Raw genomic sequence first — 24,298 nt, 5'->3', positions numbered from 1 at the left:
GTCCGTACGCGGTCCGTACGCGGTCCGTGCGTTCTCCGGGCCCGGTAACGCGTCGGCCATCGAAGTGTTGCATGAATATTCGACTCCTCGTATACACTTCCCGTCTCAGTCCGCTGATCGACCCAGGAGACCGGTATGGCGTTCAACCTCCGGAACAGGCACTTCCTCAAGGAGCTCGACTTCACTCCCCAGGAGTTCCGTCACCTGATCGACCTGGCGGCCCAGTTGAAGGCCGCCAAGTACGCGGGTACTGAGCAGCCCCGGCTGCGCGGCAAGAACATCGCGCTGATCTTCGCCAAGACCTCCACCCGCACCCGCTGCGCCTTCGAGGTGGCCGCCCACGACCAGGGCGCGACCACCACCTACCTGGACCCGGCCGGATCGCAGATGGGGCACAAGGAGTCGATCAAGGACACCGCGCGGGTGCTGGGCCGGATGTACGACGGCATCGAGTACCGCGGCGACGGGCAGGCGATCGTCGAGGAGCTGGCCGCGTACGCGGGCGTCCCGGTCTGGAACGGCCTGACCGACGAGTGGCACCCGACCCAGCTGCTGGCCGACGTGCTCACCATCCAGGAGCACTCCACCAAGCCGCTGAACGAGACCACCCTGGTCTACCTCGGCGACGCCCGCTTCAACATGGGCAACTCGCTGCTGGTCACCGGGGCGCTGCTGGGCATGGACATCCGGATCGTCGCGCCGTCCTCGCTCTGGCCCGCCGAGGAGATCCGCAAGGCGGCCGAGACGCTGGCCGAGACCAGCGGCGCCCGGATCACCCTGACCGAGGACGTCCCGGCCGGGGTGGCGGGGGCGGACTTCCTCTACACCGACGTCTGGGTGTCGATGGGCGAGCCCAAGGAGGTCTGGGCCGATCGGATCGCGCTGCTCAAGCCCTACCAGGTCTCGATGGACACGGTGCGCGCCACCGGCAACCCGGCGGTCAAGTTCCTGCACTGCCTGCCCGCGTTCCACGACCTCGGCACCGAGATCGGCCGGCAGATGTACGAGCTCACCGGCATGACGGAGCTGGAGTGCACCGACGAGCTGTTCGAGTCCGCGCACTCCGTGGTCTTCGACCAGGCCGAGAACCGCCTGCACACCATCAAGGCCGTGATGGTGGCGACCCTCGGCTCCTGAGCCGGGGCGCCCGGCCCGCGTCCGCGCTCCCGCGGGTGACTCAGAAGCCGACGTCCACGCAGGCCGCCCGGTCGGTCGCGGCGTACGGCCCGACGGGGGTGCCCGCGTGCAGCACCAGCGAGTGCGCCTCGTCGGGCCGGAACCCCCACGGGACGGTCGCCGAGGCGGTGCCCGTCCCGCCCGGGTCGGTGCGCACGGTCATCCGCACCTCGTTGTCGACGGCGTCCGACCCGGCCACCTGCTGGTAGTGCGGCCCGGAGGACGCCGGGTCGGCGCCGCAGTACCCGGTGTGCACGTGCGCGGGGAACTCGTGCGCCCCGGCCACCCCGACGAGCCGCACCGTGACGGAGGTGCGCCCGGCCGCCCGGTCGACGGTGACCCGCACCCGCGAGCCGTACGGCACCAGGTCGGGCGCGTGGGTGATCGCCCGGGCCGGGACGAAACCGTCCGCCCGGTCGAACCGGGCGTCCACCACCCGGTCGACCCCGGCCCCGGCCGGTCCGGCCGGGGCGGAGGAGCCGGCTGGCGCGGAGGAGCCGGCCTGACCGGGGGGACCGGCCGGGCCCTGGGCGGTGGTCGGGCCGATCGGCAGCAGGGCGAGCGGCACCAGCAGCGCACCGGCAGCGGGGGACAGGGGCATCGCGGACCTTCCGACGGGCGTGCGGGGACGACACCCGCCACGGTGGCCGTCCCCGCCGCGCCGCGCACGCCGCCGTGCCGCACCGCCGCCCGCCGTCACCCGTACGGGAAGCGGCGTTCGAACAGCAGCACCGGTGCGGCGGGGCCGGTCGCCCGGTCAGCCCGCCGCGGTGATCCCGCGGATCTCGCAGCGCGGCCCGCTGGCGCGCATCAGCCGCAGGTCGGCGGTGACCAGCGGGGCGCCGTGGAGTTCGGCGACCGCGACGTAGGCGGCGTCGTCCGGGGTCAGGTTGTCCTTGAGCTCCCAGATCCGGCCGAGCAGCGGGGCCACCTCCACCGTGCGGATGGCCAGGCCGGGCAGCCGGCGGGTGATCCCGGCGACCTCCTCGGCGGTCAACTCCTTGGCGAGGTACAGGCCGCGCAGCGACTGCATCACCTCGATCACCACGTGCTCGGGCGCCACCCACTCCGGGTCGGCGGCCAGCGCGGCCCGGGCCGCGTCGCCCCGGGGCCCCCGGTCGGAGAGCGACAGCACCACTGCGGAAGCGTCCACCACGATCACCCCGCACACGCTAGTCCGCCCGCCCCGCCGCCCCGCCGCAGGGGTGCCCGAGGGGCGAAGCGGGGCCCCGTGGTGGGAGGCTGTGGGTGTCGGCGCTCCCGCGGCATGGCGGGGTGAGCCGGTGGAGTGCGGCCGGAGCCCATGCACTATGGTTTATCTCGACATCGAGATACATTCCGCGCTACGCTTTATCTTGACGTCAAGATACTTACCGAGAGGCGCAGGCCTTCCATCATCGGCTCGGTAGGCGGCGGCAGGCAGGTTAGCCAAGGCTTACCTTACCACCGGGTGGACCAAAAAGGAGTCAGTCGTGTCCGCGAACAGCTTCGACGCCCGCAGCTCGCTGCAGGTGGGCGACGAGTCGTACGAGATCTTCAAGCTCTCCGCCGTCGAGGGTTCCGAGCGGCTGCCGTACAGCCTCAAGGTCCTGCTGGAGAACCTGCTCCGCACCGAGGACGGCGCCAACATCACCGCCGACCACATCCGCGCCCTCGGCGGCTGGGACCCGACGGCCGAGCCGTCCGAGGAGATCCAGTTCACCCCGGCGCGCGTGATCATGCAGGACTTCACCGGCGTGCCCTGCGTGGTCGACCTGGCCACCATGCGCGAGGCCGTGAAGGAGCTGGGCGGCGACCCGTCCAAGATCAACCCGCTGGCGCCGGCCGAGCTGGTCATCGACCACTCCGTCATCGCCGACAAGTTCGGCACCCCGGACGCCTTCGTCCAGAACGTCGAGATCGAGTACGGCCGCAACAAGGAGCGCTACCAGTTCCTGCGCTGGGGCCAGACCGCGTTCGACGAGTTCAAGGTCGTCCCGCCCGGCACCGGCATCGTCCACCAGGTCAACATCGAGCACCTGGCCCGCACCGTCATGGTCCGCAACGGCCAGGCGTACCCCGACACCTGCGTCGGCACCGACTCGCACACCACCATGGTCAACGGCCTGGGCGTGCTGGGCTGGGGCGTCGGCGGCATCGAGGCCGAGGCCGCGATGCTCGGCCAGCCGGTCTCGATGCTCATCCCGCGCGTGGTCGGCTTCAAGCTGAACGGCCAGCTCCCGGCCGGCACCACCGCCACCGACCTGGTGCTCACCATCACCGAGATGCTGCGCAAGCACGGTGTGGTCGGCAAGTTCGTCGAGTTCTACGGCGAGGGCGTCACCTCGATCCCGCTGGCGAACCGCGCCACCATCGGCAACATGTCGCCGGAGTTCGGCTCGACCTGCGCGATCTTCCCGATCGACGCCGAGACCATCAGCTACCTCAAGCTCACCGGCCGCGACGAGCAGCAGCTCGCCCTGGTCGAGGCGTACGCCAAGGAGCAGGGCCTCTGGCACGACCCGTCGGTCGAGCCGGTCTACTCCGAGTACCTGGAGCTGGACGTCTCCACCGTCGTCCCGTCGATCTCCGGCCCGAAGCGCCCGCAGGACCGGGTGGTCCTGGCCGAGGCCGCCGCGAAGTTCGCCGAGGCGCTGCCGGCCTACTCCGCCGAGGCCTCGAAGCCGACCGCCGTCACCGCCCCCGACGGCAGCAGCTACGAGATCGACAACGGCGCGGTCGTGATCGCCTCGATCACCTCCTGCACCAACACCTCCAACCCCTCCGTCATGCTGGGCGCCGCCCTGCTGGCGAAGAAGGCCGTGGAGAAGGGCCTCTCGGTCAAGCCGTGGGTCAAGACCACCCTGGCGCCCGGCTCCAAGGTCGTCATGGACTACTACGAGAAGGCCGGCCTGCTCCCGTACATGGAGAAGCTGGGCTTCAACCTGGTCGGCTACGGCTGCGTCACCTGCATCGGCAACTCGGGCCCGCTGCCCGAGGAGGTCTCCGCCGCGGTGAACGAGGCCGACCTCGCGGTCGTCTCGGTGCTCTCCGGCAACCGCAACTTCGAGGGCCGGATCAACCCCGACGTCAAGATGAACTACCTGGCCTCCCCGCCGCTGGTGGTCGCCTACGCCCTCGCGGGCAACATGAACGTCGACATCACCAAGGACGCGCTGGGCCAGGACGCCGACGGCAACGACGTCTTCCTCGCCGACATCTGGCCGTCGGAGCAGGAGGTGGCCCAGGTGGTCGCCGGCTCCATCGACCAGGACATGTTCACCAAGGACTACGCGGACGTCTTCGCCGGCGACCACCGCTGGCAGTCGCTGCCCGTCCCGACCGGCAACACCTTCGAGTGGGACGCCGAGTCCACCTACGTCCGCAAGCCCCCGTACTTCGAGGGCATGGCCAAGACCCCGAGCCCGGTGACCGACATCTCCGGCGCCCGAGTGCTGGCCAAGCTGGGCGACTCGGTCACCACCGACCACATCTCCCCGGCCGGCAACATCAAGCCCGGCACCCCGGCGGCGCAGTACCTGACCGCCAACGGCGTGGAGAAGCGCGACTTCAACTCCTACGGCTCGCGCCGCGGCAACCACGAGGTGATGATCCGCGGCACCTTCGCCAACATCCGCCTGCGCAACCAGATCGCGCCGGGCACCGAGGGCGGCTACACCCGCGACTTCACCCAGGCCGACGGCCCGGTGTCGTTCATCTACGACGCCTCGCAGAACTACCAGGCCGCGGGCGTCCCGCTGGTGGTCCTGGCGGGCAAGGAGTACGGCTCCGGCTCGTCCCGCGACTGGGCGGCCAAGGGCACCGCGCTGCTCGGCGTCAAGGCCGTCATCGCCGAGTCCTACGAGCGCATCCACCGCTCGAACCTGATCGGCATGGGCGTCCTGCCGCTGCAGTTCCCGGCCGGCGAGAACGCCGACTCGCTGGGCCTGACCGGCGAGGAGACCTTCGAGTTCACCGGGGTCACCGAGCTGAACGAGGGCCGCACCCCGAAGACCGTCAAGGTCAAGGCGGTCGGCCCGGCGGGCGGCACCGTCGAGTTCGACGCCGTGGTGCGCATCGACACCCCCGGTGAGGCGGACTACTACCGCAACGGCGGCATCCTGCAGTACGTGCTGCGCAGCCTCATCGGCTGATCCGACAGCCGCTGGGCCGAGGGGCCGGACCGCATCGAGCGGTCCGGCCCCTTGTGCGTTCCGGTGTCGATGGACTAAACCTCTCCCTCAGCACATGGTCCATACCAATTGACGCTGAATCGGAGAGATTCACGGAATGACCAGACGCACATCTGCGGTCCTCGCGGCCGTCCTGATCGCTTCCTTCGCCGCCACCCCGGCCCAGGCCCACGGGAACGACGACCACGGCAGCAACCACCGGCTGGAGGGCCAGCGGGTCGGCTACTTCACCCAGTGGGGCATCTACAGCGGCTTCACGGCCAAGAGCGTCCAGGCCAGCGGCCAGGCCGGCAAGCTGACCGTGATCAACTACGCCTTCGGCAACGTCTCCGCCGACGGCACCTGCTTCGAGGCCAACGGGGCCGGCCTGGGCGACGCCTGGGCCGACTACCAGCGCCCGGTGGGCGCCGAGGAGTCGGTGGACGGCGTGGCCGACACCGCGGAGCAGCCGCTCAAGGGCAACTTCAACCAGCTCCGCAAGCTCAAGGCGCGCAACCCGCAACTGCGCGCGGTGGTCTCGCTGGGCGGCTGGAGCTGGTCCAAGTACTTCTCGGACGCGGCGCTCACCGACGCCTCCCGGAAGAAGTTCGTCTCCTCCTGCATCGACCTGTACCTCAAGGGCGACCTGCCGCAGCTGGGCTCGGTCGAGGGCGGCGCGGGCGCGGGCGCCGGGGTGTTCGACGGCATCGACATCGACTGGGAGTACCCGGGCGGCGGCGGTGACGCGGGCAACGTGGTGCGCCCGGAGGACAAGCGGAACTACACCCTGCTGATGCAGGAGTTCCGCCGCCAGCTGGACGCGCTGTCCGGCCGGAAGGGCCCGCACTACCTGCTCACCGCGGCGGTCCCGGCCGGCGAGTCGAAGATCGACCAGCTGGAGGTCGGGAAGGTCGCCAAGTCGGTGGACTGGCTGAACCTGATGACCTACGACCTGCACGGTCCGTGGGAGGCCCAGGGCCCGACCAACCACGACGCCAACCTGTACACCGACCGGGCCGACGCCTCCGGGCAGCAGCTCAGCGTCGACCGGGTGGTGCGGACCTACCTGGACCGCGGCCTGCCCGCGAAGAAGGCCGTGGTGGGCGTCCCGTTCTACGGCTACGGCTGGACGGGCGTGCCGGCCGGCCCGAAGAAGAACGGCCTGTACCAGTCCGCCACCGGCCTGTCCCGGGGCGGGAACCTGCCCTACAACCAGATCAAGGACCTGCCGGGCACGGTCTTCACCGACCGCGCGCACGGGGCGACCTGGAAGTACGACGGCACCGAGTTCTGGACGTACGACACCCCGGACCTGCTGACCCGCAAGGCGCGCTACGTCGAGGAGAACGACCTGGGCGGCGTGATGGCCTGGTCGCTGGACAACGACGACGCCCGGGGCAGCCTGGTCTCCGCCCTGGACAAGGGACTCCGGGACGACTGATCCTGGGCTGGACCCCGGCGGGCCTCCCGCCGACCCCCGCTGACCCCGCCGGGGCGGCCGACGCGCAGCTTCGCGCATCACAGTTAGAGCACTGTGATGCGCAGAGCTGCGCGTTTCTATGTTCTTTCGAGCAACAACGCGCTAGATTCCCCTTCATGCCTGGCGCGGACACGTAATTCGCAGGGTCCCTGCACATTGCACATGCTGCATCGCGGACAACGGTTCAGTCGTCAGGTTTGTTATCCGACCTGCTGACTATTGCCGCTGGGTGAACAGTGGACTATACCTTTGCAGCATCATCACACCGCCTCTGACCGGCACCTTCGCCGCTGGGCACCTTTCGGGCCGCGGGAGTTGACGTGACGTCAGCTCCGGTCCACTTCTTCTGGAACTGAGGGGTTAGGGCACTCATGGGCTCTGCAACTGAGTACAACCGTCGCGACCTGTTCAAGCGCGCGGCCGCGATCACCGTCCTCGCCGCGGGCGGCACTTCGCTGCTCGCCGCCTGCGCCGGCGGTTCCGGCAGCGGTGACAGCAAGTCCAGCGCCGCTCCGACGCTCGGCGGCGACAGCAAGAACCCGTTCGGGGTCAAGGACAGCGACCCGCTGGACGTCGTGATCTTCAAGGGCGGCTACGGCGACGACTACGCCAAGGTGTTCGAAGACGCCTACAAGAAGGCGTACGCGGGCGCGACCGTCTCGCACCTGGGCACCCAGGAGATCAGCGGCAAGCTGCAGCCGCGCTTCAACGCCAACACCCCGCCGGACGTCTTCGACAACTCCGGCGCCCAGGCGATGAAGGCGGACGTCCTGGTCAGCGCCGGCCAGCTCACCGACCTGTCGGTGCTGCTGGAGGCCCCGTACCTGGACGACCCGACGAAGAAGATCAAGGACGTCCTGCTGCCCGGCACCGTCGAGCAGGGCACCATCGGCGGCAAGATGTACTCGCTGAACTACGTCTACACCGTGTTCGGCCTCTGGTACTCGGCCAAGCTCTTCAAGGACAAGGGCTGGACCCCGCCGAAGACCTGGGACGAGTTCATCACCCTCTGCGGCACCATCAAGGCCGCCGGCATCGCCCCCTTCGCGCACCAGGGCAAGTACCCCTACTACGCGAACTACGTGATCTTCAGCCTGATCGCCAAGCAGGGCGGCCAGGACCTGGTCAAGAAGATCAACGCCTGTGACACGGCGGCCTGGGACGACCCGGCGGTGCTGGCCGGCGTCAGCGCGTTCAACAAGATCATGGAGGGCGACTTCCTCCTCCCCGGCACCAACGGCATGACCCACACCGAGTCGCAGACCGCCTGGTGCCAGGGCAAGGCCGCCTTCATCCCGTCCGGCTCCTGGCTGGAGAACGAGATGCTGGCCTCCACCCCGGCCGACTTCGACATGGCCTTCCTGCCGATCCCGTCGCTGCCCGGCGACAAGCTGCCCGGCACCGCGCTCTGGGCTGGCGCCGGCGAGCCGTTCATGGTCCCGAGCAAGGCCAAGAACAAGGCCGGCGGCCTCGAGTTCCTGCGCATGATGCTGACCAAGGACGGCTCCTCGAAGTTCGTGGCCACCGCGAACTCGCTGACCGTGCTGAAGGACGGCGTCAACCCCGACGTCGCCCTCAAGCCGGGCACCAAGTCCTCCGCCGACGCGGTCAAGGCGGCCGGCGACGTCACCTTCAACTTCAGCTTCCAGGACCTGCAGACCGCGTTCGACACCGAGATCGAGAACGCCACCAACGAGCTGGTCAACAAGCGCATCACCCCGCAGGAGTGGGTCGCCCGCGGCAAGGCCGCGACCTCCAAGAAGATCTGACACCCCAGCAGGCCGACGGCTTGTCACCGCAAGGCCGGGGCCCGCTCGCGGGCCCCGGCCGTTCCACGCGCTACCGCAGTTCCAGGCCTGTCTGACCACAGGCTGTCGGCGGACAGGAGCAGCTCCCATGCGACACCGTAAAACACCCTTCATCTTCGGGTTCCTCGTGGTTCCCGTCGTGCTGTACATCGCCCTGGTCATCTGGCCCTACCTGCAGACCTTCGGCTACTCGCTGACCGACTGGTCCGGCGCCTCGCCCGACATGAACTTCATCGGGCTGGACAACTACACCGCGCTCTTCAAGGACAGCGCCTTCCTCGGCGCGCTCCAGCACAACCTGCTGCTGCTGATCGTGCTGCCGATCACCACCATCCTGCTGGCGCTGTTCTTCGCCTTCATGCTCAACGTGGGCGGCAAGAGCGGCACCGGCGGCGTGCAGGGCGTGCGCGGCTCGGCCTTCTACAAGATCGTCTTCTTCTTCCCGCAGGTGCTGTCGGTCGCCATCCTGTCGGTGCTGTTCCAGGGCGTGTACCGGACCGACAAGGGCGGTCTGCTCAACGGCGTCCTGATCGGGCTCGGCATCGTCGACAAGGCCCACCCCTGGGACTTCGCGTCCAACCCGACCTTCGGCCTGTGGTGCGTCATGGGCGTGCTGATCTGGTCCGGCGTCGGCTTCTACCTGGTGCTGTTCTCGGCCGCCATGCAGAGCATCCCGAAGGACATCTACGAGGCCGCCCTGCTGGACGGCGCCAAGCGCGGCACCACCTTCTTCAAGATCACGCTGCCGCTGCTCTGGGAGAGCATCCAGACCGCCTGGGTCTACCTGGCGATCGCCGCCATGGACGCCTTCGCGCTGGTCTCCACCATGACGCCCGGCGCCTACTACGGCGGCGGCCCGGACCACCACAGCGAGATCATGGCGACCTTGCTGATGCGCAACTTCCTGATCTTCGGCAAGGCCGGTTACGCCTGTGCCATGGGTGTGGTGATCTTCTTCATCACCCTGGTCCTGTCCGTCGTCTCGCTCCGGGTCACCCGGCGCGAGAAGATCGAGTTCTGAGGTTCCCGGCATGAGCACCAACACCGACGCGACCACCGCCGTCCCGGCCCAGCGCAGCGGCGGGAACGACCGGCCGGGCAAGCCCGGCAAGGACCAGCGCTTCGCCGACGGCGGGGGGGTCCTCAACGTCTTCTCGCACGGCTTCCTGGCCCTGTGGGCGGTGCTGATCATCGTCCCGCTGGTCTGGATCGTCCTCGGCTCGTTCAAGAACAACACCGAGATCGGCGACAGCGCCTGGAGCTGGCCCTCGCACTGGAGCTTCGACGCCTTCACCCGCGCCTGGGACAAGGGCATCGGCGACTTCTTCCTCAGCACCGTGATCGTGCTGGCGGGCTCGCTCACCCTGACCATGCTGCTCGGCTCGATGGCCGCCTACGTGCTGGCCCGGTACGAGTTCCGCGGCAACCGGACCATCTACTACTTCTTCGTCGCCGGCGCGATGTTCCCGGTGTACCTGGCGCTCGTCCCGCTGTTCTTCATGGTGAAGAACCTCGGCACGGTCATCCCCTGGCTCGGCCTGAACCAGTACGTCGGCCTGATCCTGGTCTACACGGCCTACTCGCTGCCGTTCACCGTGTTCTTCCTGCACTCGTTCTTCCGGTCGCTGCCCAGCGCCGTCCACGAGGCCGCGATGATCGACGGCTGCTCGCACAGCCGGGCGTTCTTCCAGGTCATGGTGCCGATGGCGAAGTCCGGCCTGATCAGCGTGTTCATCTTCAACGTGCTCGGCCAGTGGAACCAGTACCTGCTGCCGCTGACCCTGATGCAGCAGCAGAGCGGCACCGACCCGGACCGCTCGATGCTCGCCCAGGGCCTGATGAACCTGGCCCAGCAGTCCGGCTACGCCAGCGACTTCCCCGGTCTGTTCGCCGGCATGACGATCGCGATGCTGCCGGTGCTGGTGGTGTACCTGTCCTTCCAGCGCCAGGTCCAGGCCGGTCTGACCTCGGCCACCCTGAAGTAGCCGCACCCGCCGCACCACCCTCGCCCGTGGGGCGGCTCCCTCTCCAGAGGAGGGAGCCGCCCCGCTCCGCGTCACCGGCCCGTCCGACCGGCCCGCGCTACCGGGCGTCGCACTCCTGGGCCCGCAGCGCCCGGGCCAGGTCGTCCCGGCACTCCAGCACCAGCCGGCGCAGCGCCGGGGCGGCGTCCGGGCGGGCGGACAGCCAGGCGTCGGTGGCCGCCAGGGTCTGCGGGGTGGTCTGGTGCCGGGGGAAGAAGCCGCCGACGATCCGCATCGCGATCTCGATCGAGCGCTCCGCCCAGACCGACTCCAGCGCGGCGAAGTACCGCTCGGCGTAGGGGGCCGTCAACTCCCGCTGCCCGGGCTGGTCGAAGCCCGCGATCCGGGCCTCGACCAGGGCGTTGGGCAGCTCGTCGGAGTCGACCACCGAGGACCAGGCCTCGGCCTTGGCCTCCGGGGTGGGCAGCGCGGCCAGGCACTGGGTCTGCCGGCGGCGGCCGCCGGCGGTGTTGTCGCGGGCCAGCTCGGCGGCCAGCTCCTCGGCGGAGGCCCGCCCGTGCGCGGCGAGCGCCAGCCAGAAGTTCCAGCGCAGCTCCTGGTCGACCGTCAGGCCGTCGATCCGGCCGGTCCCGTCGAGCAGGCCGCGCAGCAGCCGCAGGTGGTCGGCGCGCTCGGCGGTGTCGGCCAGGAACCGGGCCCAGGCCAGCTGGTGGTCGCTGCCGGGGGCGGCCCGCTCCAGCTCGCGCAGCGCGCACTCGGCCAGCGCGGTGCCGTACTCGGCGCGGCAGGCCGGGTCGGCGTACACCGCCAGCGCGACGCCGGCCTGCTGGTGCAGGGACTGCAGGACGCCGACGTCGGACTCCCGGCCGGCGAAGCGCAGCACCAGGTCGAGGTAGTCCCGGGTGGGCATCAGGCCGTCCCGGGTCAGGTTCCACACCGCGGACCAGGCCAGCGCCCGGGCCAGGCTGGGCGCGTCCGCGTCCGCGTCCGCGTCCGCGTCCGCGCCGGTGGCGGCGGCGCCGGGGCCGTCGGACGGGGTGTCGGCGAGGTCGCCGAGGCCGGTGCGCAGGGTCTCCAGCGAGCGCTCGTCGAAGCGGACCTTGCCGTACGTCAGGTCGTCGTCGTTGACCAGCACCAGCGCGGGCACCGGACGCCCGGCGGCCGCGGCGACCACGGTGCGCTCCCCGGCCACGTCCAGCTCGTAGCGGTCGGTGCGGCGCAGCGCGCCGTCCTCGGCCCGGTCGTACAGGCCGACCGCGATCCGGTGCGGGCGCGGCGGCGTGCCGTCCTGGCGGATCGCCAGCTCGGTGATCCGGCCCTCGGCGTCGTGCGCCAGCTCGGGGGTCAGGGTGTTGACGCCGGAGGTCTGCAGCCAGGCGGCGGACCAGGCGCGCAGGTCGCGGCCGCTGGTCTCCTCCAGGGCGTCCAGCAGGTCGTCCAGCACCGTGTTGCCGAAGGCGTGCTTCCTGAAGTAGGTGCGGGCGCCCTCGAAGAAGGCGTCCCGGCCGACGTAGGCGACCAGCTGCTTGAGGACGGCGGCGCCCTTGGCGTAGGTGATGCCGTCGAAGTTGAGCTTGGCGTCCTCCAGGTCGCGGATGTCCGCGGTGATCGGGTGGGTGGTGGGGAACTGGTCCTGCCGGTAGGCCCACGCCTTGCGGCGGTTGGCGAAGGTGATCCAGGCGGAGCGGTACCTCGTGCCGGCGCCGATCTGCGCGTAGGAGCCCATGAAGTCGGCGAACGACTCCTTCAGCCACAGGTCGTCCCACCACTTCATGGTGACCAGGTCGCCGAACCACATGTGCGCCATCTCGTGCAGGATCACGTTGGCCCGGGACTCGTACGCGGCCTCGGTGACCTTCGAGCGGAAGACGAACTCCTCGCGGAAGGTCACGCAGCCGGGGTTCTCCATCGCGCCGATGTTGTACTCGGGGACGAAGCACTGGTCGTACTTGCCGAACGGGTACGGGTAGTCGAACTCCTGGTGGAAGAAGTCCAGGCCCTGCTTGGTGACGGTGAGGATCTCGTCGGCGTCGAAGTACGGGGCCAGCGAGCGCCGGCAGGTGGCGGCCAGCGGGATCTCCAGCCGGCCGCCGTCCGGCAGTTCGCGGGTGTAGTGGTCGCGCACCACGTGGTACGGGCCGGCCACCACGGCGGTCAGGTAGGTGGAGATCGGCTGGGTCGGCGCGAACTCCCAGGTGCGGGCGGGGCCCTCGTCGACAACGCGCTCGGCCACCGCGTTGGCGTACACGTCCCAGGCGGCGGGGGCGGTCACCGTGAAGGTGAACGGGGCCTTCAGGTCCGGCTGTTCGAAGTTGGCGAAGACCCGCCGGGCGTCGGCCGGCTCGTAGTGGGTGTACAGGTAGGTCTCGCCGTCCGCCGGGTCGACGAAGCGGTGCAGCCCCTCGCCGGTGCGGCTGTACGCGCACTCGGCGACCACGGTCAGCCGGTTGTGCGCGGCCAGCACCGGCAGCGCCACCCGGGTGCCGTCGAACACCTCGGCCGGGTCCAGCGGCAGGCCGTTCAGCTCGACCGAGACCACCTCGGGGGCCAGCAGGTCGGCGAAGCTGCTCGTGCCCGGCTCGGCGCAGTCGAACGAGATCCGGGTGGTGGAACGGAAGGTGGACCGGCCGGGGTCGGCCGCCGCGCTGACGTCCAGGTGGACGCGGTAGCTCTCCACCCGGATGATCGCGGCCCGGTCTCGGGCCTCCTCGCGGCTCAGGTTCTTGCCGGGCACGTCGGTACTCCTCTGTACGGAACACGCGGTCGCGGAACGTTCATGGCGCTCCTTCGGGGGCATCCTTTCACGCCGTCCGACCTGTGCCATTGCACTGGCGCGGAATCATCGCGGGCGCCCGGCGGTTGCATTCCGGGGGACACCCCGACCACTCCTGCCCGCCGACTCCGAAGGACGCCGTCCGTGACGACCGCAGCCTCCCGCAAGACCGCCGACTTCTGGTTCGACCCGATCTGCCCCTGGGCCTGGATGACCTCCCGCTGGATGCTGGAGGTCGAGAAGCTCCGCCCGGTGGACACCCGTTGGCACGTGATGAGCCTGTCCGTCCTCAACGAGAACCGGGACGACCTGCCCGAGCAGTACCGCACGCTGCTGGCCGCCGGCTGGGGCCCGGTCCGGGTCCTGATCGCCGCCGCCCAGGCGCACGGCGAGAAGGTGCTCGGCCCGCTCTACACCGAGCTCGGCACCCGCTTCCACAACCAGGGCCTGCCCAACACCCGGGAGACCGTCGTCGCCGCGCTGCGCGCCGCCGGCCTGCCCGAGGAGCTGGCCGACGCCGCCGACACCGACGCGTACGACGACGCGCTGCGCGCCTCGCACGCCGAGGGCATCGGCCTGGTCGGCGAGGACGTCGGCACCCCGGTGATCGCCGTCGACGGCCCGGACGGCGACCGGGTCGCCTTCTTCGGCCCGGTCGTCACCCCGACCCCGCGCGGCGAGGCCGCCGCCCGGCTCTGGGACGGCACGGTCCTGGTCGCCGCCACTCCCGGCTTCTACGAGATCAAGCGCACCCGCACCGCGGGCCCGTCCTTCGAGTAGGCCCCGCAGAGCGGAGTCGGACCCCGCGTCCCGTCAGGGGCGCGGGGTCCCCGCCGTCCGGGCCCCCGGCCGCGCAGCGCGCCCGCCGCCGCCAGCACCAGCGTCAGCCCGGCCGTGAAGTAGAGCTGCACGCGGTTGGCGGGGTCCAGCGTCATCAGCACCAGCACCGCCAGGATCGCGGCCAGCGCCAGGTACGTCAGGTACGGGAACGCCCACATCCGGACCGGGAGTTCGGCCGCCGACAGGCGGCGGCGCATCCGCAGCTGGGCGACGCAGATGAACGCCCAGACCACCAGGACCGCCGCGCCCACCATGTTCAGCAGCCAGGAGAAGACGGTCTCCGGCCACCAGTAGGACAGCAGCACCGCGAGGAAGCCGAACCCGCAGGAGGCCAGCACCGCCCGGCGCGGCACGCCGCCGGAGAGCCGGGACAGCGCGCGCGGGCCGTGGCCGCGGGCGATCAGCGAGTGCGCCATCCGGGACGAGCCGTAGATGTTGGCGTTCATCGCGGACAGCAGCGCGATCAGCACCACCGCGTTCATCAGCTGGGCCGCGCCGGGGATGCCCAGCACGTCCAGCACCGCGACGTACGGGCCGGGCCGCACCACCGCCGGGTCGTCCCACGGCACCAGCGTGACGATCACCGCCATCGAGCCGACGTAGAACAGCGCGATCCGCCACATCGCGGTGCGCACCGCGATCGCCACGCTGCGCCGCGGATTCTCCGACTCGGCGGCGGCGATGGTGACGGTCTCCAGGCCGCCGTACGCGAAGACCGAGGCGAGCAGGCCGGTGATCAGGCCGCTCGTCCCGTGCGGCAGGAAGCCGCCGCGGCCGGTGAGGTTGGCCGCCCCCGGGGCGGCGGTGCCGGGCAGCAGGCCGCAGACCGCCAGCACGCCGATCACCAGGAAGGCGGTGATGGCCAGCACCTTGACCGCGGCGAACCAGAACTCGAACTCGCCGAAGTTGCGCACCGCCGCCAGGTTGGTCAGGCAGAAGAAGGCCATGAAGACCGCCACCCAGGCCCAGGACGGCACGGCGGGCAGCCAGCCGGAGACGATGCCGGCCGCGCCGATCGCCTCCACCGCGACACCGACGCACAGCAGCACCCAGAACAGCCAGCCGACGGTGAACCCGGCCCAGCCGCCGATCTCCCGGTCCGCGTGCACCGAGAAGGAGCCGGAGGCCGGGCGGGCGGCGGACATCTCGCCGAGCATCCGCATCACCAGCATGACCAGCAGCCCGGAGGCGGCGAAGGCCAGCACCACGGCCGGCCCGGCCGCGGCGATCCCGGCGCCCGAGCCGACGAACAGCCCGGCGCCGATCACCCCGCCGAGCGCGATCATCGACAGGTGGCGCTGCTTGAGCCCGTGGGCCAGGCCCGCGTCCTCGGCGGCCGGCTCCCGGGCGGGCGCGGTCTCGGGGGTGGGGGTGCGGGACATGCGGAGGGTTCCAGACTGTTCGGCCAACGGACGCTTTCGCGGAGATCCGTCCACTATTCGGCATCCTGCGGGGGCCTCCCAGGCGGGACCGCCATCCGGACGGCCGCCCGACGGACGGTGACCGCACCCGCACCCACGGTGCGGATGAGGGCTCGGTCACAGGCCGGACCCGACAAGCCGGGACGGTCGGCTTTTGTCACGGCCGACGCGGCGGCGGGCGCCGGACAGCGCGTAGGTTCACAGGTGATCACCCGCATCGGACCCCCGGGAGCAGCCATGGCCATCGCCGCGCCGACACCCTCCACCGCCGTCCTCGCCGACCTGCTGCCGCAGGCGTCCACCCGGCTCGGTGCGCGCGCCCGCGACCTGGCCCTGGTGGCCGGCGGCGCCGCGCTGACCGGCCTGGCCGCGCAGCTGTCGGTGCCCGTCCCCGGCTCGCCGGTCCCGGTGACCGGGCAGACCTTCGCCGCCCTGCTGGTCGGCACCGCGCTCGGCGCCCGCCGCGGCGCCGCCGCCCTCGGCCTCTACCTGCTGGCCGGCGCGGCCGGCCTGCCGTGGTTCGCCCAGGGCACCTCCGGCGCGGGCCTGGCCACCCTCGGCTACGTGATCGGCTTCGTGGTCGCCGCCGCGCTGACCGGCGCGCTGGCCCGCCGCGGCGCCGACCGCGGCCCGCTGCGCACCGCGGGCGCGATGGTGCTCGGCAGCCTGGCCATCTACGCCGTCGGCGTGCCCTACCTGGCCTTCGCCCTGGACGTCCCGCTGGCCCGGGCCGCCCACCTCGGTCTGTACCCGTACCTGGTCGGCGACGCGCTCAAGGTGGTGCTCGCGATGGGCGCCCTCCCGCTCACCTGGAAACTGCTCGGCCGCCGCTGACGCCGCGTCACCGCCGCCGGGTCCGCGCCCCTGCCGGGGAGCGGGCCCGGCGGCATGTCACACTCGTGGGCATGCGCGTCTACCTGGGCTCCGACCACGCCGGATACGAACTGAAGAACCACCTCGTCGAGTGGCTGAAGGGGGCCGGACACGAGCCGGTCGACTGCGGCCCGCACGTCTACGACGCCGAGGACGACTACCCGCCGTTCTGCCTCCGGGCGGCCGAGCGCACCGCCGCCGACCCCGAGGCGCTGGGCGTGGTGATCGGCGGCTCCGGCAACGGCGAGGCGATCGCCGCCAACAAGGTCAAGGGCGTCCGGGCCGCCCTCGCCTGGAGCGAGCAGACCGCGGCCCTCGGCCGCGAGCACAACAACGCCAACGTCATCTCGGTCGGCGGCCGGATGCACACCCTGGACGAGGCCACCGCGTTCGTCGAGGTCTTCCTCAACACCCCGTACAGCGGCGAGCCGAGGCACACCCGCCGGATCGACATGCTGTCCGAGTACGAGACCACCGGCGAGCTCCCGCCGATCCCGGCCCACCACCCGCAGGGCTGAGCCGACGGGGGACGCCCGCCCGGGCGTCCCCCGCCGCACCTCGTACCGCGGCGAGCCCGGTCCGGGCGCACCGCGCCCAACTCGCGGGCGTCCGACCCCGGTTCGGCCGCGCCGTCGGTCCGCCCGCCGAGGACCCCCGCCCCCGGACGCGTCCCGGGCGGCCGAAACCCGCCGGGCCCGCCGCCCCGCGCTGCACCCGGTGCCACCCACCCCGTCGACGCGGGCACCGGCGGTGGATAAGGTCGGTCCCCATGGCCGGCAGCGCGCGTCCCAGTGCGACGGGCCGGGACGGCGGACCGTCCCGCGAACCCGTGACGGCCCGGCTGCGCACCGCGCTGTACCGGGCCCGGCGCAGGCTGCGCCGCACCGGGGTCGACTACTTCCGCGGCGACGGCGCCGACTGGTGGGCGTTCGCCGCGCTCGCCCTGGCCGTCCCGCTGCTGGTGCTGCTCAACATCCTCGTCCCGGACTGGGCCCCGCCCACCGCCCTGGTCCTGCCGGTGCTGGCCGGCGCGCTGCTGCTGCGCCCCGGCACCCTGGTGCTGCTGTACGCCGCCGCGGCCGCCGGGCTGATCACCGAGTCCCTGGTGCACACCGGCGAGCGGGTGGCCAGCCCGCAGCCCGAGGCGTACGCCCACGGCGTCACCCCGGGCGCCGCCCTGGTGGTCGGCGCGGTCGGCGTCGCCGGGCTGCTGGTCGCCCAGTTCCGCCGCCGGATCGGCGTGCCCTGGCGCGGCGGCTCCACCATGCTCTTCGACCTGCGCGAACGGATCAGGGTCCAGGGCCGCGTCCCGCAGCTGCCCGACGGCTGGCACACCGACACCGCGCTCCGCCCGGCCGGCGGCCAGTCCTTCTCCGGCGACTTCATGGTCGCCGCCCGCACCGGCCCGGTGCTCGAAGTCGTCCTCGCCGACGTCTCCGGCAAGGGCATGGACGCCGGCAGCCGCGCCCTGCTGCTCTCCGGAGCCTTCGGCGGGCTGCTCGGCTCGCTGCCCGCCCACGACTTCCTGCCCGCCGCCAACGGCTACCTGCTGCGCCAGGACTGGGAGGAGGGCTTCGCCACCGCCGTCCACCTGGTCCTCGACCTGGACACCGGCGAGTACGAACTCCTCTCCGCCGGGCACCTGCCCGGCATGCACCGGCTGGCCGGGGCCGGCCACTGGGAGGTCAAGGAGGCCGAGGGCCCGCTGCTCGGCGTCTACGACGGCGCCAAGTTCGAGGGCGTGCGCGGTACTTTGGGCCCCGGCGACGTGCTGATGCTGTGCACCGACGGCATGGTGGAGATCCCCGGCCGGGACTTGGGCGAGGGCATGGACCGGCTGATGGGCGAGGCCGACCGGCTGGTCGCCACCATCCCGGCGGCCGGGCGCCCCGGGGCCGCGGTCCGGCTGATCGACAGCGTGGCCAAGCACGTCAACGACGACCGCGCGGTGCTGCTGGTCTGGCGCCGCTGACCCCGCCGGGCGCGGACGCGGCGGGCGCGGTGAGCACGGAGCGCCCACGGAGTGTCAAACCCCGACGTTGATCTTCGGCCAATTCCCCTGGCATACCCGGCCGGTGGGCACCGACCCGGCCTGCCTGCCGGTTTGCCGCGGCGGCCGCCGCGAACCGCCTCCCGCCGACGCCCCGTCAGGACCCGTCCGCTATCGTCGCGGTCGGCGAAAATCAGTCCCACCACCCGGGTTGGGGCCCCCGGTGACGGGGCAAGTCCTTTACGCAGTCCGCACGAGCGACCACACTGAGTCCGGATGGAGTGGTGGGGACACGGGGGGCAGGGGCCGGTTTCCGCCTGGAGCCGTCGCCGGTTCCGACCTGAACCCCCGCCATGAATCGAGGAAGTGAGTCCCGGTGGCCTTCTCCGTCTCCGCCCTTGTCCTGTTCGGCGTCATCGTCTTCATCTTCATCCGCAACAAGCAGCTGAAGGGCGGACACGCCATCATCGCCGCGCTGTTCGGATTCATGCTCAGCCAGTCGACCATGGCCGGGCCGATCCAGCAGTTCCTCAACTCGATCTCCAAGGCCATCTCCGGCATCGCGGGCTGACCACCCCGTCCGGCCTCGGGGAGCACGTTCCGACGGGCGGAGGCACCCCCGTTCCGGACCGCGTCGCTGCCCGCGGGTGACCAGGCTCACCCGACCCGTCACGCCAGGTCAGCGCCCAGGTGCACGCAGTGGCCGACGTCGCCCGCTGTGTGCGGTTCGTGGGCGCACCGTCATGATCCCGTACGCGCACCGCAGCCCGTCGTCGGCGGAGCGTGACCTGGCGTACCGTCAGCCCCCTCCCGAGCACGGGAACGGGGCTCTTCGGCGCTTGCCAGCTCCGCGAGCCGTGGGTTTTGCTTCCTCCGCAGCCCGGACATCGGCCGGGCTGGCCATCGAGCGGAACGCCTAGTCCTGCCGCCGTTCGGTGCCGACCAGACACCACGCCACGGCAGGAGCGGGGGAACCACAGGTAGTACGCCGGGCCCGGAACGCACGGGACGGCTCGGGGTGAAGCCGCGGAGACGCGGCCGGGCAACTCTCGCCCGAACCCGACAGCTCACCTCGTAGGCGTCGGAGAGGAACAGCTTCATGTCCGTCCAGGGCAAGCACCGCAAGCCGCGCCTGACCACCATCGCCCGCATCGCCATCGCCGCCGGCGTGGTGGGTGCCGCGGTCGGCCTCCCGGTCTCCGCCGCCTCCGCGCACGGCACCGCCGACCACCAGGACGGCGGCCGCCAGTGGGCCAACGTCTCGGTCGACGCCACCCCCGTCGCCGACACCACCGGCCACCCCGCCGGTGACGCCGCCGCGCAGACCTACAAGGTCGCCGCCGGCGACACCCTCTCGAAGATCGCCACCGCGAAGAACGTGGACGGCGGCTGGGAGAAGCTCTACCAGGACAACCGCGCGGTCATCGGCGGCAACCCGAACCTGATCTACCCCGGCCAGCAGCTGGCCGTCAACGGCCAGGCCGCCCCGGCGACTTCGGCCACCACCTCCTCGGACGCCGCGGCCACCGCCGCCGCCCCGAAGGCGCAGGCCAAGACCGAGGCCCCGGCTCCGGCCAAGACCGAGGTCAAGACCAAGACCGAGGCCAAGACCGAGAAGTCGTCCGCGGCGAAGTCGTCGACCGCCACCGCCTCCACCGGTTCGAGCAGCGCCGGCTCCGCCGCGAGCTCCTCCTCCGGCTACGTCGCCCCCGCGCCGGGCAGCGTCACCACCGGTTACAAGGTGGCGGGCTCCAGCTGGTCCAGCGGCTACCACACCGGCATCGACTTCCCGGTCTCCACCGGCACCAGCCTGAAGGCGATCGCCAACGGCACCGTGGTCTCGGCCGGCAACGGCGGCGCCTACGGCAACCAGGTCGTCATCAAGCTCGCCGACGGCAAGTACGCCCAGTACGCGCACCTCTCCTCGATCTCCGTCTCGGCCGGCCAGTCCGTGACGGCGGGGCAGCAGATCGGCCTGTCCGGCGCCACCGGCAACGTCACCGGCCCGCACCTGCACTTCGAGATCCGCACCACCCCGGACTACGGCTCCGACATCGACCCGGTCGCCTACCTGGCGGCCCACGGCGTCAACGTCTGATCCCCGGCACCACCCCCCGGAGGCCCCGCGCGACCTACCGCGCGGGGCCTCCGGGCCGTCCGCGGGGCGGGAGCGCGCGGGACCGGTGCGCCGGAGGGGGAACGGCGACGGCCCCGACCGCTGGGCGGTCGGGGCCGTCGGCCTCGTGGAGCGGGTGACGAGAATCGAACTCGCGTGACCAGTTTGGAAGACTGGGGCTCTACCATTGAGCTACACCCGCAGGGAAGCGCCCTCCGCCACCGTGCGGTGGTGAGGACTGGCCCAGCGTACCTGGTCGGGTCGGTGGATTGCACGCTCCTTCCCGTTGTCGGCTCGTCCTCGGCTCGTCGATATCGCCCCGGTCGGGGGCGGGTCGACGTGTACTCTTCTGCTCGGCACCACGGGGTGTGGCGCAGGTTGGTAGCGCGTCCGCTTTGGGAGCGGAAGGCCGTCGGTTCGAATCCGGTCACCCCGACCGTGTGCGGCAGGGTCTCGTCGGCGGGCGGGGCCCTGTTGTCGTTGCGGCCCCGTCGTCGCCGCGGCCCGCCGCCGTGGTTCCGCCGCCGTGGTTCCGGGCCCCCGGGCTCCCAGCCCCCGGTGCCGGGCACAGCCGCTTTCGTGGTACCGGTAGGATGGATCGCTGGCGGTAGTACGGACAGCAATGCAGCCCCAACCGCCTATCGCCCTGACCGCAAGCCCCCTAGGAGACCCAACCGTGAAGAGCGCCGTCGAGACTCTGAACCCCACCCGGGTTCGACTCACCGTCGAGGTGCCCTTCGAGGAGCTCAAGCCCAGCCTCGACGCGGCGTACAAGAAGATCAACCAGCAGGTCACCGTTCCGGGCTTCCGCAAGGGCAAGATCCCGAACAAGGTGATCGACCAGCGCTTCGGTCGTGGCGCGGTGCTGGAGGAGGCCGTCAACGACGCGCTTCCGCGCTTCTACACGCAGGCAGTCGACGAGGGCCAGATCGACGTTCTGGGCCAGCCCGACATCACCGAGATCGAGGGTGTCGAGAACCTGGCGGACGGCGGGGACCTCAAGTTCACCGCCGAGGTCGACGTGCGCCCCGAGGTCACCCTGCCCGACTTCTCCGAGATCGCCGTCGTGGTCGACCCGATCGAGGTCGGCGACGAGGACGTCGAGAAGTCGCTGGAGCAGCTGCGCGAGCGCTTCGCCTCCGTCAAGGACGTCGAGCGCGCCGCCGGCGAGAACGACATCGTGGTGATCGACCTGGAGGCCAAGGTCGACGGTGAGGTGCCGGAGGACGGCACCGCCACCGGCGTGAGCTACGAGATCGGCTCCGGCCGCCTGCTGGACGGCATCGACGAGGCCGTGGTCGGCCTGTCCGCCGGTGAGTCCAAGACCTTCACCACCACCCTCAAGGGCGGCACCCAGGTCGGCAAGGACTCCGAGGTCACCGTCACCGTGACCACCGTCCAGGAGAAGGAACTCCCGGCCCTGGACGACGAGTTCGCGCAGCTGGCGAGCGAGTTCGACACCCTCGAGGAGCTCCGCGCCGACTCCGTCAAGCGCCTTGAGCGGATGAAGGAGTTCGACCAGGCCACCCAGGCCCAGGAGAAGGTCCTCGACGAGCTGCTCTCGCGGGTCGAGATGGACTACCCGGAGAAGCTGCTCGCGGACGAGATCGGCACCCGCAAGCACAACCTGGAGCACCACCAGCTGGAGCCGATGGGCCTGACCCTCGACACCTACCTCGCCTCCCAGGACAAGTCCCGCGAGGACTACGAGAAGGAGACCGAGGAGCAGGCGAAGAAGGGCATCAAGACCCAGTTCGTGCTGGACCAGATCGTCAAGAACGAGGAGCTGGGCGTCAACCAGGAGGAGCTCACCGAGCACCTCGTCCGCCGCGCCGCCGGTTCCGGCCTCACCCCGGACCAGTTCGCCCAGCAGGTCGTCCAGGGCGGCCAGGTGCAGCTGCTGGTCGGCGAGGTCGCCCGCGGCAAGGCGCTGGCCCTGGTGGTCGAGGCCGCCAAGGTGACCGACACCAACGGCGAGACCGTCTCCTTCGAGGACGAGGAGGAGGAGACCACCGAGGCCGCCGAGTCCACCGAGGCCGCCGCGGAGGAGACCTCCGAGGAGTCCGCCGGGGCCTGAGCCCCGTGACCGTCGGCCACCGACGGTGAAGTCAGACCGGGAACGGGCCCGGACGCCGCACGGCGTCCGGGCCCGTTCGCGTGCCCCACGGGTCCGGCCCGCTCACCCTGCGCTCACAGCGAACAGTTCTGCGTGGGGGATTCAGCGGCGGGGCCTGCGCGTTAGGGTCGGTGGACAGCGACACACACGCAGATCGACTGAGCAGGTGGCTAAGTGACGTTCCCGCAGATGCAGATGCCTGGCCCGATGGCACCGCACGCCGCCGGCGGCGACGTGGGTGGCGGCCTGGGCGACCAGGTCTACAACCGGCTGCTCAACGAGCGCATCATCTTCCTCGGCCAGCAGGTCGACGACGACATCGCCAACAAGATCACCGCCCAGCTGCTGCTGCTCGCGGCGGACCCCGAGAAGGACATCTACCTCTACATCAACTCCCCGGGTGGATCCATCTCGGCCGGCATGGCGATCTACGACACCATGCAGTACATCAAGAACGACGTGGTCACCATCGCGATGGGCATGGCGGCGTCGATGGGCCAGTTCCTGCTGACCGCGGGCGCCAAGGGCAAGCGCTTCTCGCTGCCGAACGCCAACATCCTGATGCACCAGCCCTCCGCGGGCCTCGGCGGCTCCGCCACCGACATCCGGATCCAGGCCGAGCAGCTGCTGCGCACCAAGAAGCGGATGTCGGAGCTGATCGCCTTCCACAGCGGCCAGTCCTTCGAGCAGATCACCCTGGACTCCGACCGCGACCGCTGGTTCACGCCGGAGGAGGCCAAGGCGTACGGCCTGATCGACGAGATCATGCACAGCGCCGCGGACGTCCCGGGCGGCGGCGGCACCGGCGCCGGCCTGGCCGGCTGACCGGCATCGGAACCCTGACCGCACGCTTCGGAGGACCAGAAACCATGAACATCCCCAGCCTGTCCGGTGCCAAGGCCCGCCTGGAGGACATGCGCGCCGAGGGCCGCTACATCGTCCCGCGGTTCGTCGAGCGCACCTCGCAGGGCATCCGCGAGTACGACCCGTACGCCAAGCTGTTCGAGGAGCGCATCATCTTCCTCGGCTCGCAGGTGGACGACGTCTCGGCGAACGACATCATGGCGCAGCTGATCTGCCTGGAGTCGATGGACCCGGACCGGGACATCTCGCTCTACATCAACTCGCCCGGCGGCTCGTTCACCGCGCTGACCGCGATCTACGACACCATGCAGTTCGTGAAGCCGGACATCCAGACGGTCTGCATGGGCCAGGCGGCCTCGGCCGCCGCGGTGATCCTGGCCGCCGGCACCCCCGGCAAGCGCCTCGCGCTGCCGAACGCCCGCATCCTGATCCACCAGCCGTACACCGAGACCGGCCGCGGCCAGGTGTCGGACCTGGAGATCCAGGCCAAGGAGATCTTCCGGATGCGCGAGCAGCTGGAGAACATGCTGGCCAAGCACTCCAGCAAGGACGTCGAGCAGGTCCGCGAGGACATCGAGCGCGACAAGATCCTCACCGCCGAGGAGTCGCTGGAGTACGGGCTGATCGACCAGATCGTCTCGACCCGGAAGAACTCGTACACCGACTGACCTTCCCGCCCCGGGGCGGTGCGTACGTGACGTACGC

The 24,298-nt window shown here is 71.0% G+C and carries 19 protein-coding genes, 2 tRNA genes and 1 riboswitch; of the genes, 16 read left to right on the top strand and 5 right to left on the bottom strand.

Features of this window, described 5'->3' with window-relative positions:
* Positions 1–135: 135 nt before the first annotated feature.
* Positions 136–1,137 carry an ornithine carbamoyltransferase gene (gene argF, locus QMQ26_RS12215; RefSeq protein WP_100836161.1) on the top strand — a complete coding sequence of 334 codons (1,002 nt, stop codon included), beginning with the start codon at positions 136–138 and terminating at the stop codon, positions 1,135–1,137.
* A 40-nt stretch (positions 1,138–1,177) separates the two neighbouring features.
* Here argF and QMQ26_RS12210 read toward each other — a convergent pair whose 3' ends face one another.
* Together QMQ26_RS12210 and QMQ26_RS12205 are read right to left on the bottom strand one after the other, a co-directional pair.
* Positions 1,178–1,777, bottom strand: coding sequence for a superoxide dismutase (locus QMQ26_RS12210; RefSeq protein WP_282205718.1), 600 nt, complete (start codon positions 1,775–1,777; stop codon positions 1,178–1,180).
* A 156-nt stretch (positions 1,778–1,933) separates the two neighbouring features.
* Positions 1,934–2,329: a type II toxin-antitoxin system VapC family toxin gene (locus QMQ26_RS12205; protein WP_282205717.1), complete on the bottom strand. Its 396-nt coding sequence runs from the start codon at positions 2,327–2,329 to the stop codon at positions 1,934–1,936.
* A gap of 319 nt (positions 2,330–2,648) precedes the next feature.
* Here QMQ26_RS12205 and acnA point away from each other — a divergent pair, with 319 nt between their 5' ends.
* The 5 genes from acnA to QMQ26_RS12180 all read left to right on the top strand — a co-directional run bounded on the left by acnA (position 2,649) and on the right by QMQ26_RS12180 (position 10,600).
* Positions 2,649–5,309, top strand: coding sequence for an aconitate hydratase AcnA (gene acnA / locus QMQ26_RS12200; protein ID WP_100836158.1), 2,661 nt, complete (start codon positions 2,649–2,651; stop codon positions 5,307–5,309).
* Between the two features lie 136 nt (positions 5,310–5,445).
* The gene (locus QMQ26_RS12195; RefSeq protein WP_282205716.1) at positions 5,446–6,768 is read left to right on the top strand and encodes a glycoside hydrolase family 18 protein; all 1,323 of its coding nucleotides are present in this window, start codon (positions 5,446–5,448) and stop codon (positions 6,766–6,768) included.
* Positions 6,769–7,178: 410 nt separating this feature from the next.
* Positions 7,179–8,576 (top strand): N-acetylglucosamine/diacetylchitobiose ABC transporter substrate-binding protein, encoded by a 1,398-nt coding sequence (gene ngcE / locus QMQ26_RS12190; protein ID WP_100836156.1) that lies wholly within the window; start codon positions 7,179–7,181, stop codon positions 8,574–8,576.
* A 127-nt stretch (positions 8,577–8,703) separates the two neighbouring features.
* Entirely contained in the window at positions 8,704–9,636 is a 933-nt protein-coding gene (locus tag QMQ26_RS12185) for a carbohydrate ABC transporter permease (RefSeq protein ID WP_100836155.1), read from the top strand.
* Positions 9,637–9,646: 10 nt separating this feature from the next.
* Positions 9,647–10,600 carry a carbohydrate ABC transporter permease gene (locus tag QMQ26_RS12180; RefSeq protein WP_282205715.1) on the top strand — a complete coding sequence of 318 codons (954 nt, stop codon included), beginning with the start codon at positions 9,647–9,649 and terminating at the stop codon, positions 10,598–10,600.
* A gap of 97 nt (positions 10,601–10,697) precedes the next feature.
* Here the strand turns inward: QMQ26_RS12180 and pepN are convergent, their stop codons facing one another.
* The gene (pepN, locus tag QMQ26_RS12175; RefSeq protein WP_282205714.1) at positions 10,698–13,334 is read right to left on the bottom strand and encodes an aminopeptidase N; all 2,637 of its coding nucleotides are present in this window, start codon (positions 13,332–13,334) and stop codon (positions 10,698–10,700) included.
* 249 nt (positions 13,335–13,583) lie between these two features.
* Between pepN and QMQ26_RS12170 the strand changes: the two genes are divergently transcribed.
* Positions 13,584–14,153: a mycothiol-dependent nitroreductase Rv2466c family protein gene (locus QMQ26_RS12170; RefSeq protein ID WP_282206502.1), complete on the top strand. Its 570-nt coding sequence runs from the start codon at positions 13,584–13,586 to the stop codon at positions 14,151–14,153.
* On the opposite strand, the gene QMQ26_RS12165 is transcribed toward QMQ26_RS12170, so the two are convergent.
* Positions 14,108–15,595: an amino acid permease gene (locus QMQ26_RS12165; protein ID WP_282205713.1), complete on the bottom strand. Its 1,488-nt coding sequence runs from the start codon at positions 15,593–15,595 to the stop codon at positions 14,108–14,110. The genes QMQ26_RS12170 and QMQ26_RS12165 overlap by 46 nt on opposite strands.
* Positions 15,596–15,871: 276 nt before the next feature.
* Here QMQ26_RS12165 and QMQ26_RS12160 point away from each other — a divergent pair, with 276 nt between their 5' ends.
* The 5 genes from QMQ26_RS12160 (at position 15,872) to QMQ26_RS12140 (ending at position 20,595) form a co-directional block, all read left to right on the top strand.
* Positions 15,872–16,468 carry a biotin transporter BioY gene (locus tag QMQ26_RS12160; RefSeq protein WP_100836150.1) on the top strand — a complete coding sequence of 199 codons (597 nt, stop codon included), beginning with the start codon at positions 15,872–15,874 and terminating at the stop codon, positions 16,466–16,468.
* A 71-nt stretch (positions 16,469–16,539) separates the two neighbouring features.
* Entirely contained in the window at positions 16,540–17,025 is a 486-nt protein-coding gene (locus QMQ26_RS12155) for a ribose-5-phosphate isomerase (protein WP_100836149.1), read from the top strand.
* Positions 17,026–17,348: 323 nt separating this feature from the next.
* Positions 17,349–18,479: a PP2C family protein-serine/threonine phosphatase gene (locus QMQ26_RS12150; protein ID WP_100838471.1), complete on the top strand. Its 1,131-nt coding sequence runs from the start codon at positions 17,349–17,351 to the stop codon at positions 18,477–18,479.
* A 394-nt stretch (positions 18,480–18,873) separates the two neighbouring features.
* Positions 18,874–19,068 carry a hypothetical protein gene (locus tag QMQ26_RS12145; protein WP_100836148.1) on the top strand — a complete coding sequence of 65 codons (195 nt, stop codon included), beginning with the start codon at positions 18,874–18,876 and terminating at the stop codon, positions 19,066–19,068.
* A 405-nt stretch (positions 19,069–19,473) separates the two neighbouring features.
* Positions 19,474–19,591, top strand: a riboswitch (cyclic di-AMP (ydaO/yuaA leader).
* 5 nt (positions 19,592–19,596) lie between these two features.
* Positions 19,597–20,595, top strand: coding sequence for a M23 family metallopeptidase (locus QMQ26_RS12140; protein WP_282205712.1), 999 nt, complete (start codon positions 19,597–19,599; stop codon positions 20,593–20,595).
* Positions 20,596–20,741: 146 nt separating this feature from the next.
* Here QMQ26_RS12140 and QMQ26_RS12135 read toward each other — a convergent pair.
* A tRNA-Gly gene (locus QMQ26_RS12135) sits at positions 20,742–20,815 on the bottom strand.
* A gap of 160 nt (positions 20,816–20,975) precedes the next feature.
* Between QMQ26_RS12135 and QMQ26_RS12130 the strand changes: the two genes are divergently transcribed.
* From QMQ26_RS12130 to QMQ26_RS12115, 4 genes are all read left to right on the top strand, one after another.
* Positions 20,976–21,049, top strand: a tRNA-Pro gene (locus tag QMQ26_RS12130).
* Between the two features lie 240 nt (positions 21,050–21,289).
* Positions 21,290–22,690, top strand: a complete 1,401-nt coding sequence (gene tig, locus QMQ26_RS12125) for a trigger factor (RefSeq protein ID WP_282205711.1) — start codon at positions 21,290–21,292, stop codon at positions 22,688–22,690.
* A 234-nt stretch (positions 22,691–22,924) separates the two neighbouring features.
* Positions 22,925–23,554 (top strand): ATP-dependent Clp protease proteolytic subunit, encoded by a 630-nt coding sequence (locus QMQ26_RS12120; RefSeq protein ID WP_282206501.1) that lies wholly within the window; start codon positions 22,925–22,927, stop codon positions 23,552–23,554.
* Positions 23,555–23,598: 44 nt separating this feature from the next.
* A complete protein-coding gene (locus tag QMQ26_RS12115; RefSeq protein ID WP_100836145.1) occupies positions 23,599–24,261 on the top strand; it encodes an ATP-dependent Clp protease proteolytic subunit in 663 nt (220 codons plus the stop codon).
* Positions 24,262–24,298 lie beyond the last annotated feature (37 nt).

Origin of the sequence: Kitasatospora fiedleri, from assembly GCF_948472415.1 — a bacterium.
In the GTDB taxonomy this organism is placed as follows: Bacteria; Actinomycetota; Actinomycetes; order Streptomycetales; family Streptomycetaceae; genus Kitasatospora; species Kitasatospora fiedleri.
This window is presented reverse-complemented; position numbering and strand designations above follow the sequence as displayed.

What these genes read in the sequence shown, in the direction of transcription:
- argF (WP_100836161.1), top strand. Translation starts at nt 136, where the DNA reads ATGGCGTTCAACCTCCGGAACAGGCACTTCCTCAAGGAGCTCGACTTC.
- QMQ26_RS12210 (WP_282205718.1), bottom strand. Translation starts at nt 1,777, where the DNA reads ATGCCCCTGTCCCCCGCTGCCGGTGCGCTGCTGGTGCCGCTCGCCCTG.
- QMQ26_RS12195 (WP_282205716.1), top strand. Translation starts at nt 5,446, where the DNA reads ATGACCAGACGCACATCTGCGGTCCTCGCGGCCGTCCTGATCGCTTCC.
- ngcE (WP_100836156.1), top strand. Translation starts at nt 7,179, where the DNA reads ATGGGCTCTGCAACTGAGTACAACCGTCGCGACCTGTTCAAGCGCGCG.
- QMQ26_RS12185 (WP_100836155.1), top strand. Translation starts at nt 8,704, where the DNA reads ATGCGACACCGTAAAACACCCTTCATCTTCGGGTTCCTCGTGGTTCCC.
- QMQ26_RS12180 (WP_282205715.1), top strand. Translation starts at nt 9,647, where the DNA reads ATGAGCACCAACACCGACGCGACCACCGCCGTCCCGGCCCAGCGCAGC.
- QMQ26_RS12170 (WP_282206502.1), top strand. Translation starts at nt 13,584, where the DNA reads ATGACCTCCCGCTGGATGCTGGAGGTCGAGAAGCTCCGCCCGGTGGAC.
- QMQ26_RS12165 (WP_282205713.1), bottom strand. Translation starts at nt 15,595, where the DNA reads ATGTCCCGCACCCCCACCCCCGAGACCGCGCCCGCCCGGGAGCCGGCC.
- QMQ26_RS12160 (WP_100836150.1), top strand. Translation starts at nt 15,872, where the DNA reads ATGGCCATCGCCGCGCCGACACCCTCCACCGCCGTCCTCGCCGACCTG.
- QMQ26_RS12155 (WP_100836149.1), top strand. Translation starts at nt 16,540, where the DNA reads ATGCGCGTCTACCTGGGCTCCGACCACGCCGGATACGAACTGAAGAAC.
- QMQ26_RS12140 (WP_282205712.1), top strand. Translation starts at nt 19,597, where the DNA reads ATGTCCGTCCAGGGCAAGCACCGCAAGCCGCGCCTGACCACCATCGCC.
- QMQ26_RS12120 (WP_282206501.1), top strand. Translation starts at nt 22,925, where the DNA reads ATGCCTGGCCCGATGGCACCGCACGCCGCCGGCGGCGACGTGGGTGGC.
- QMQ26_RS12115 (WP_100836145.1), top strand. Translation starts at nt 23,599, where the DNA reads ATGAACATCCCCAGCCTGTCCGGTGCCAAGGCCCGCCTGGAGGACATG.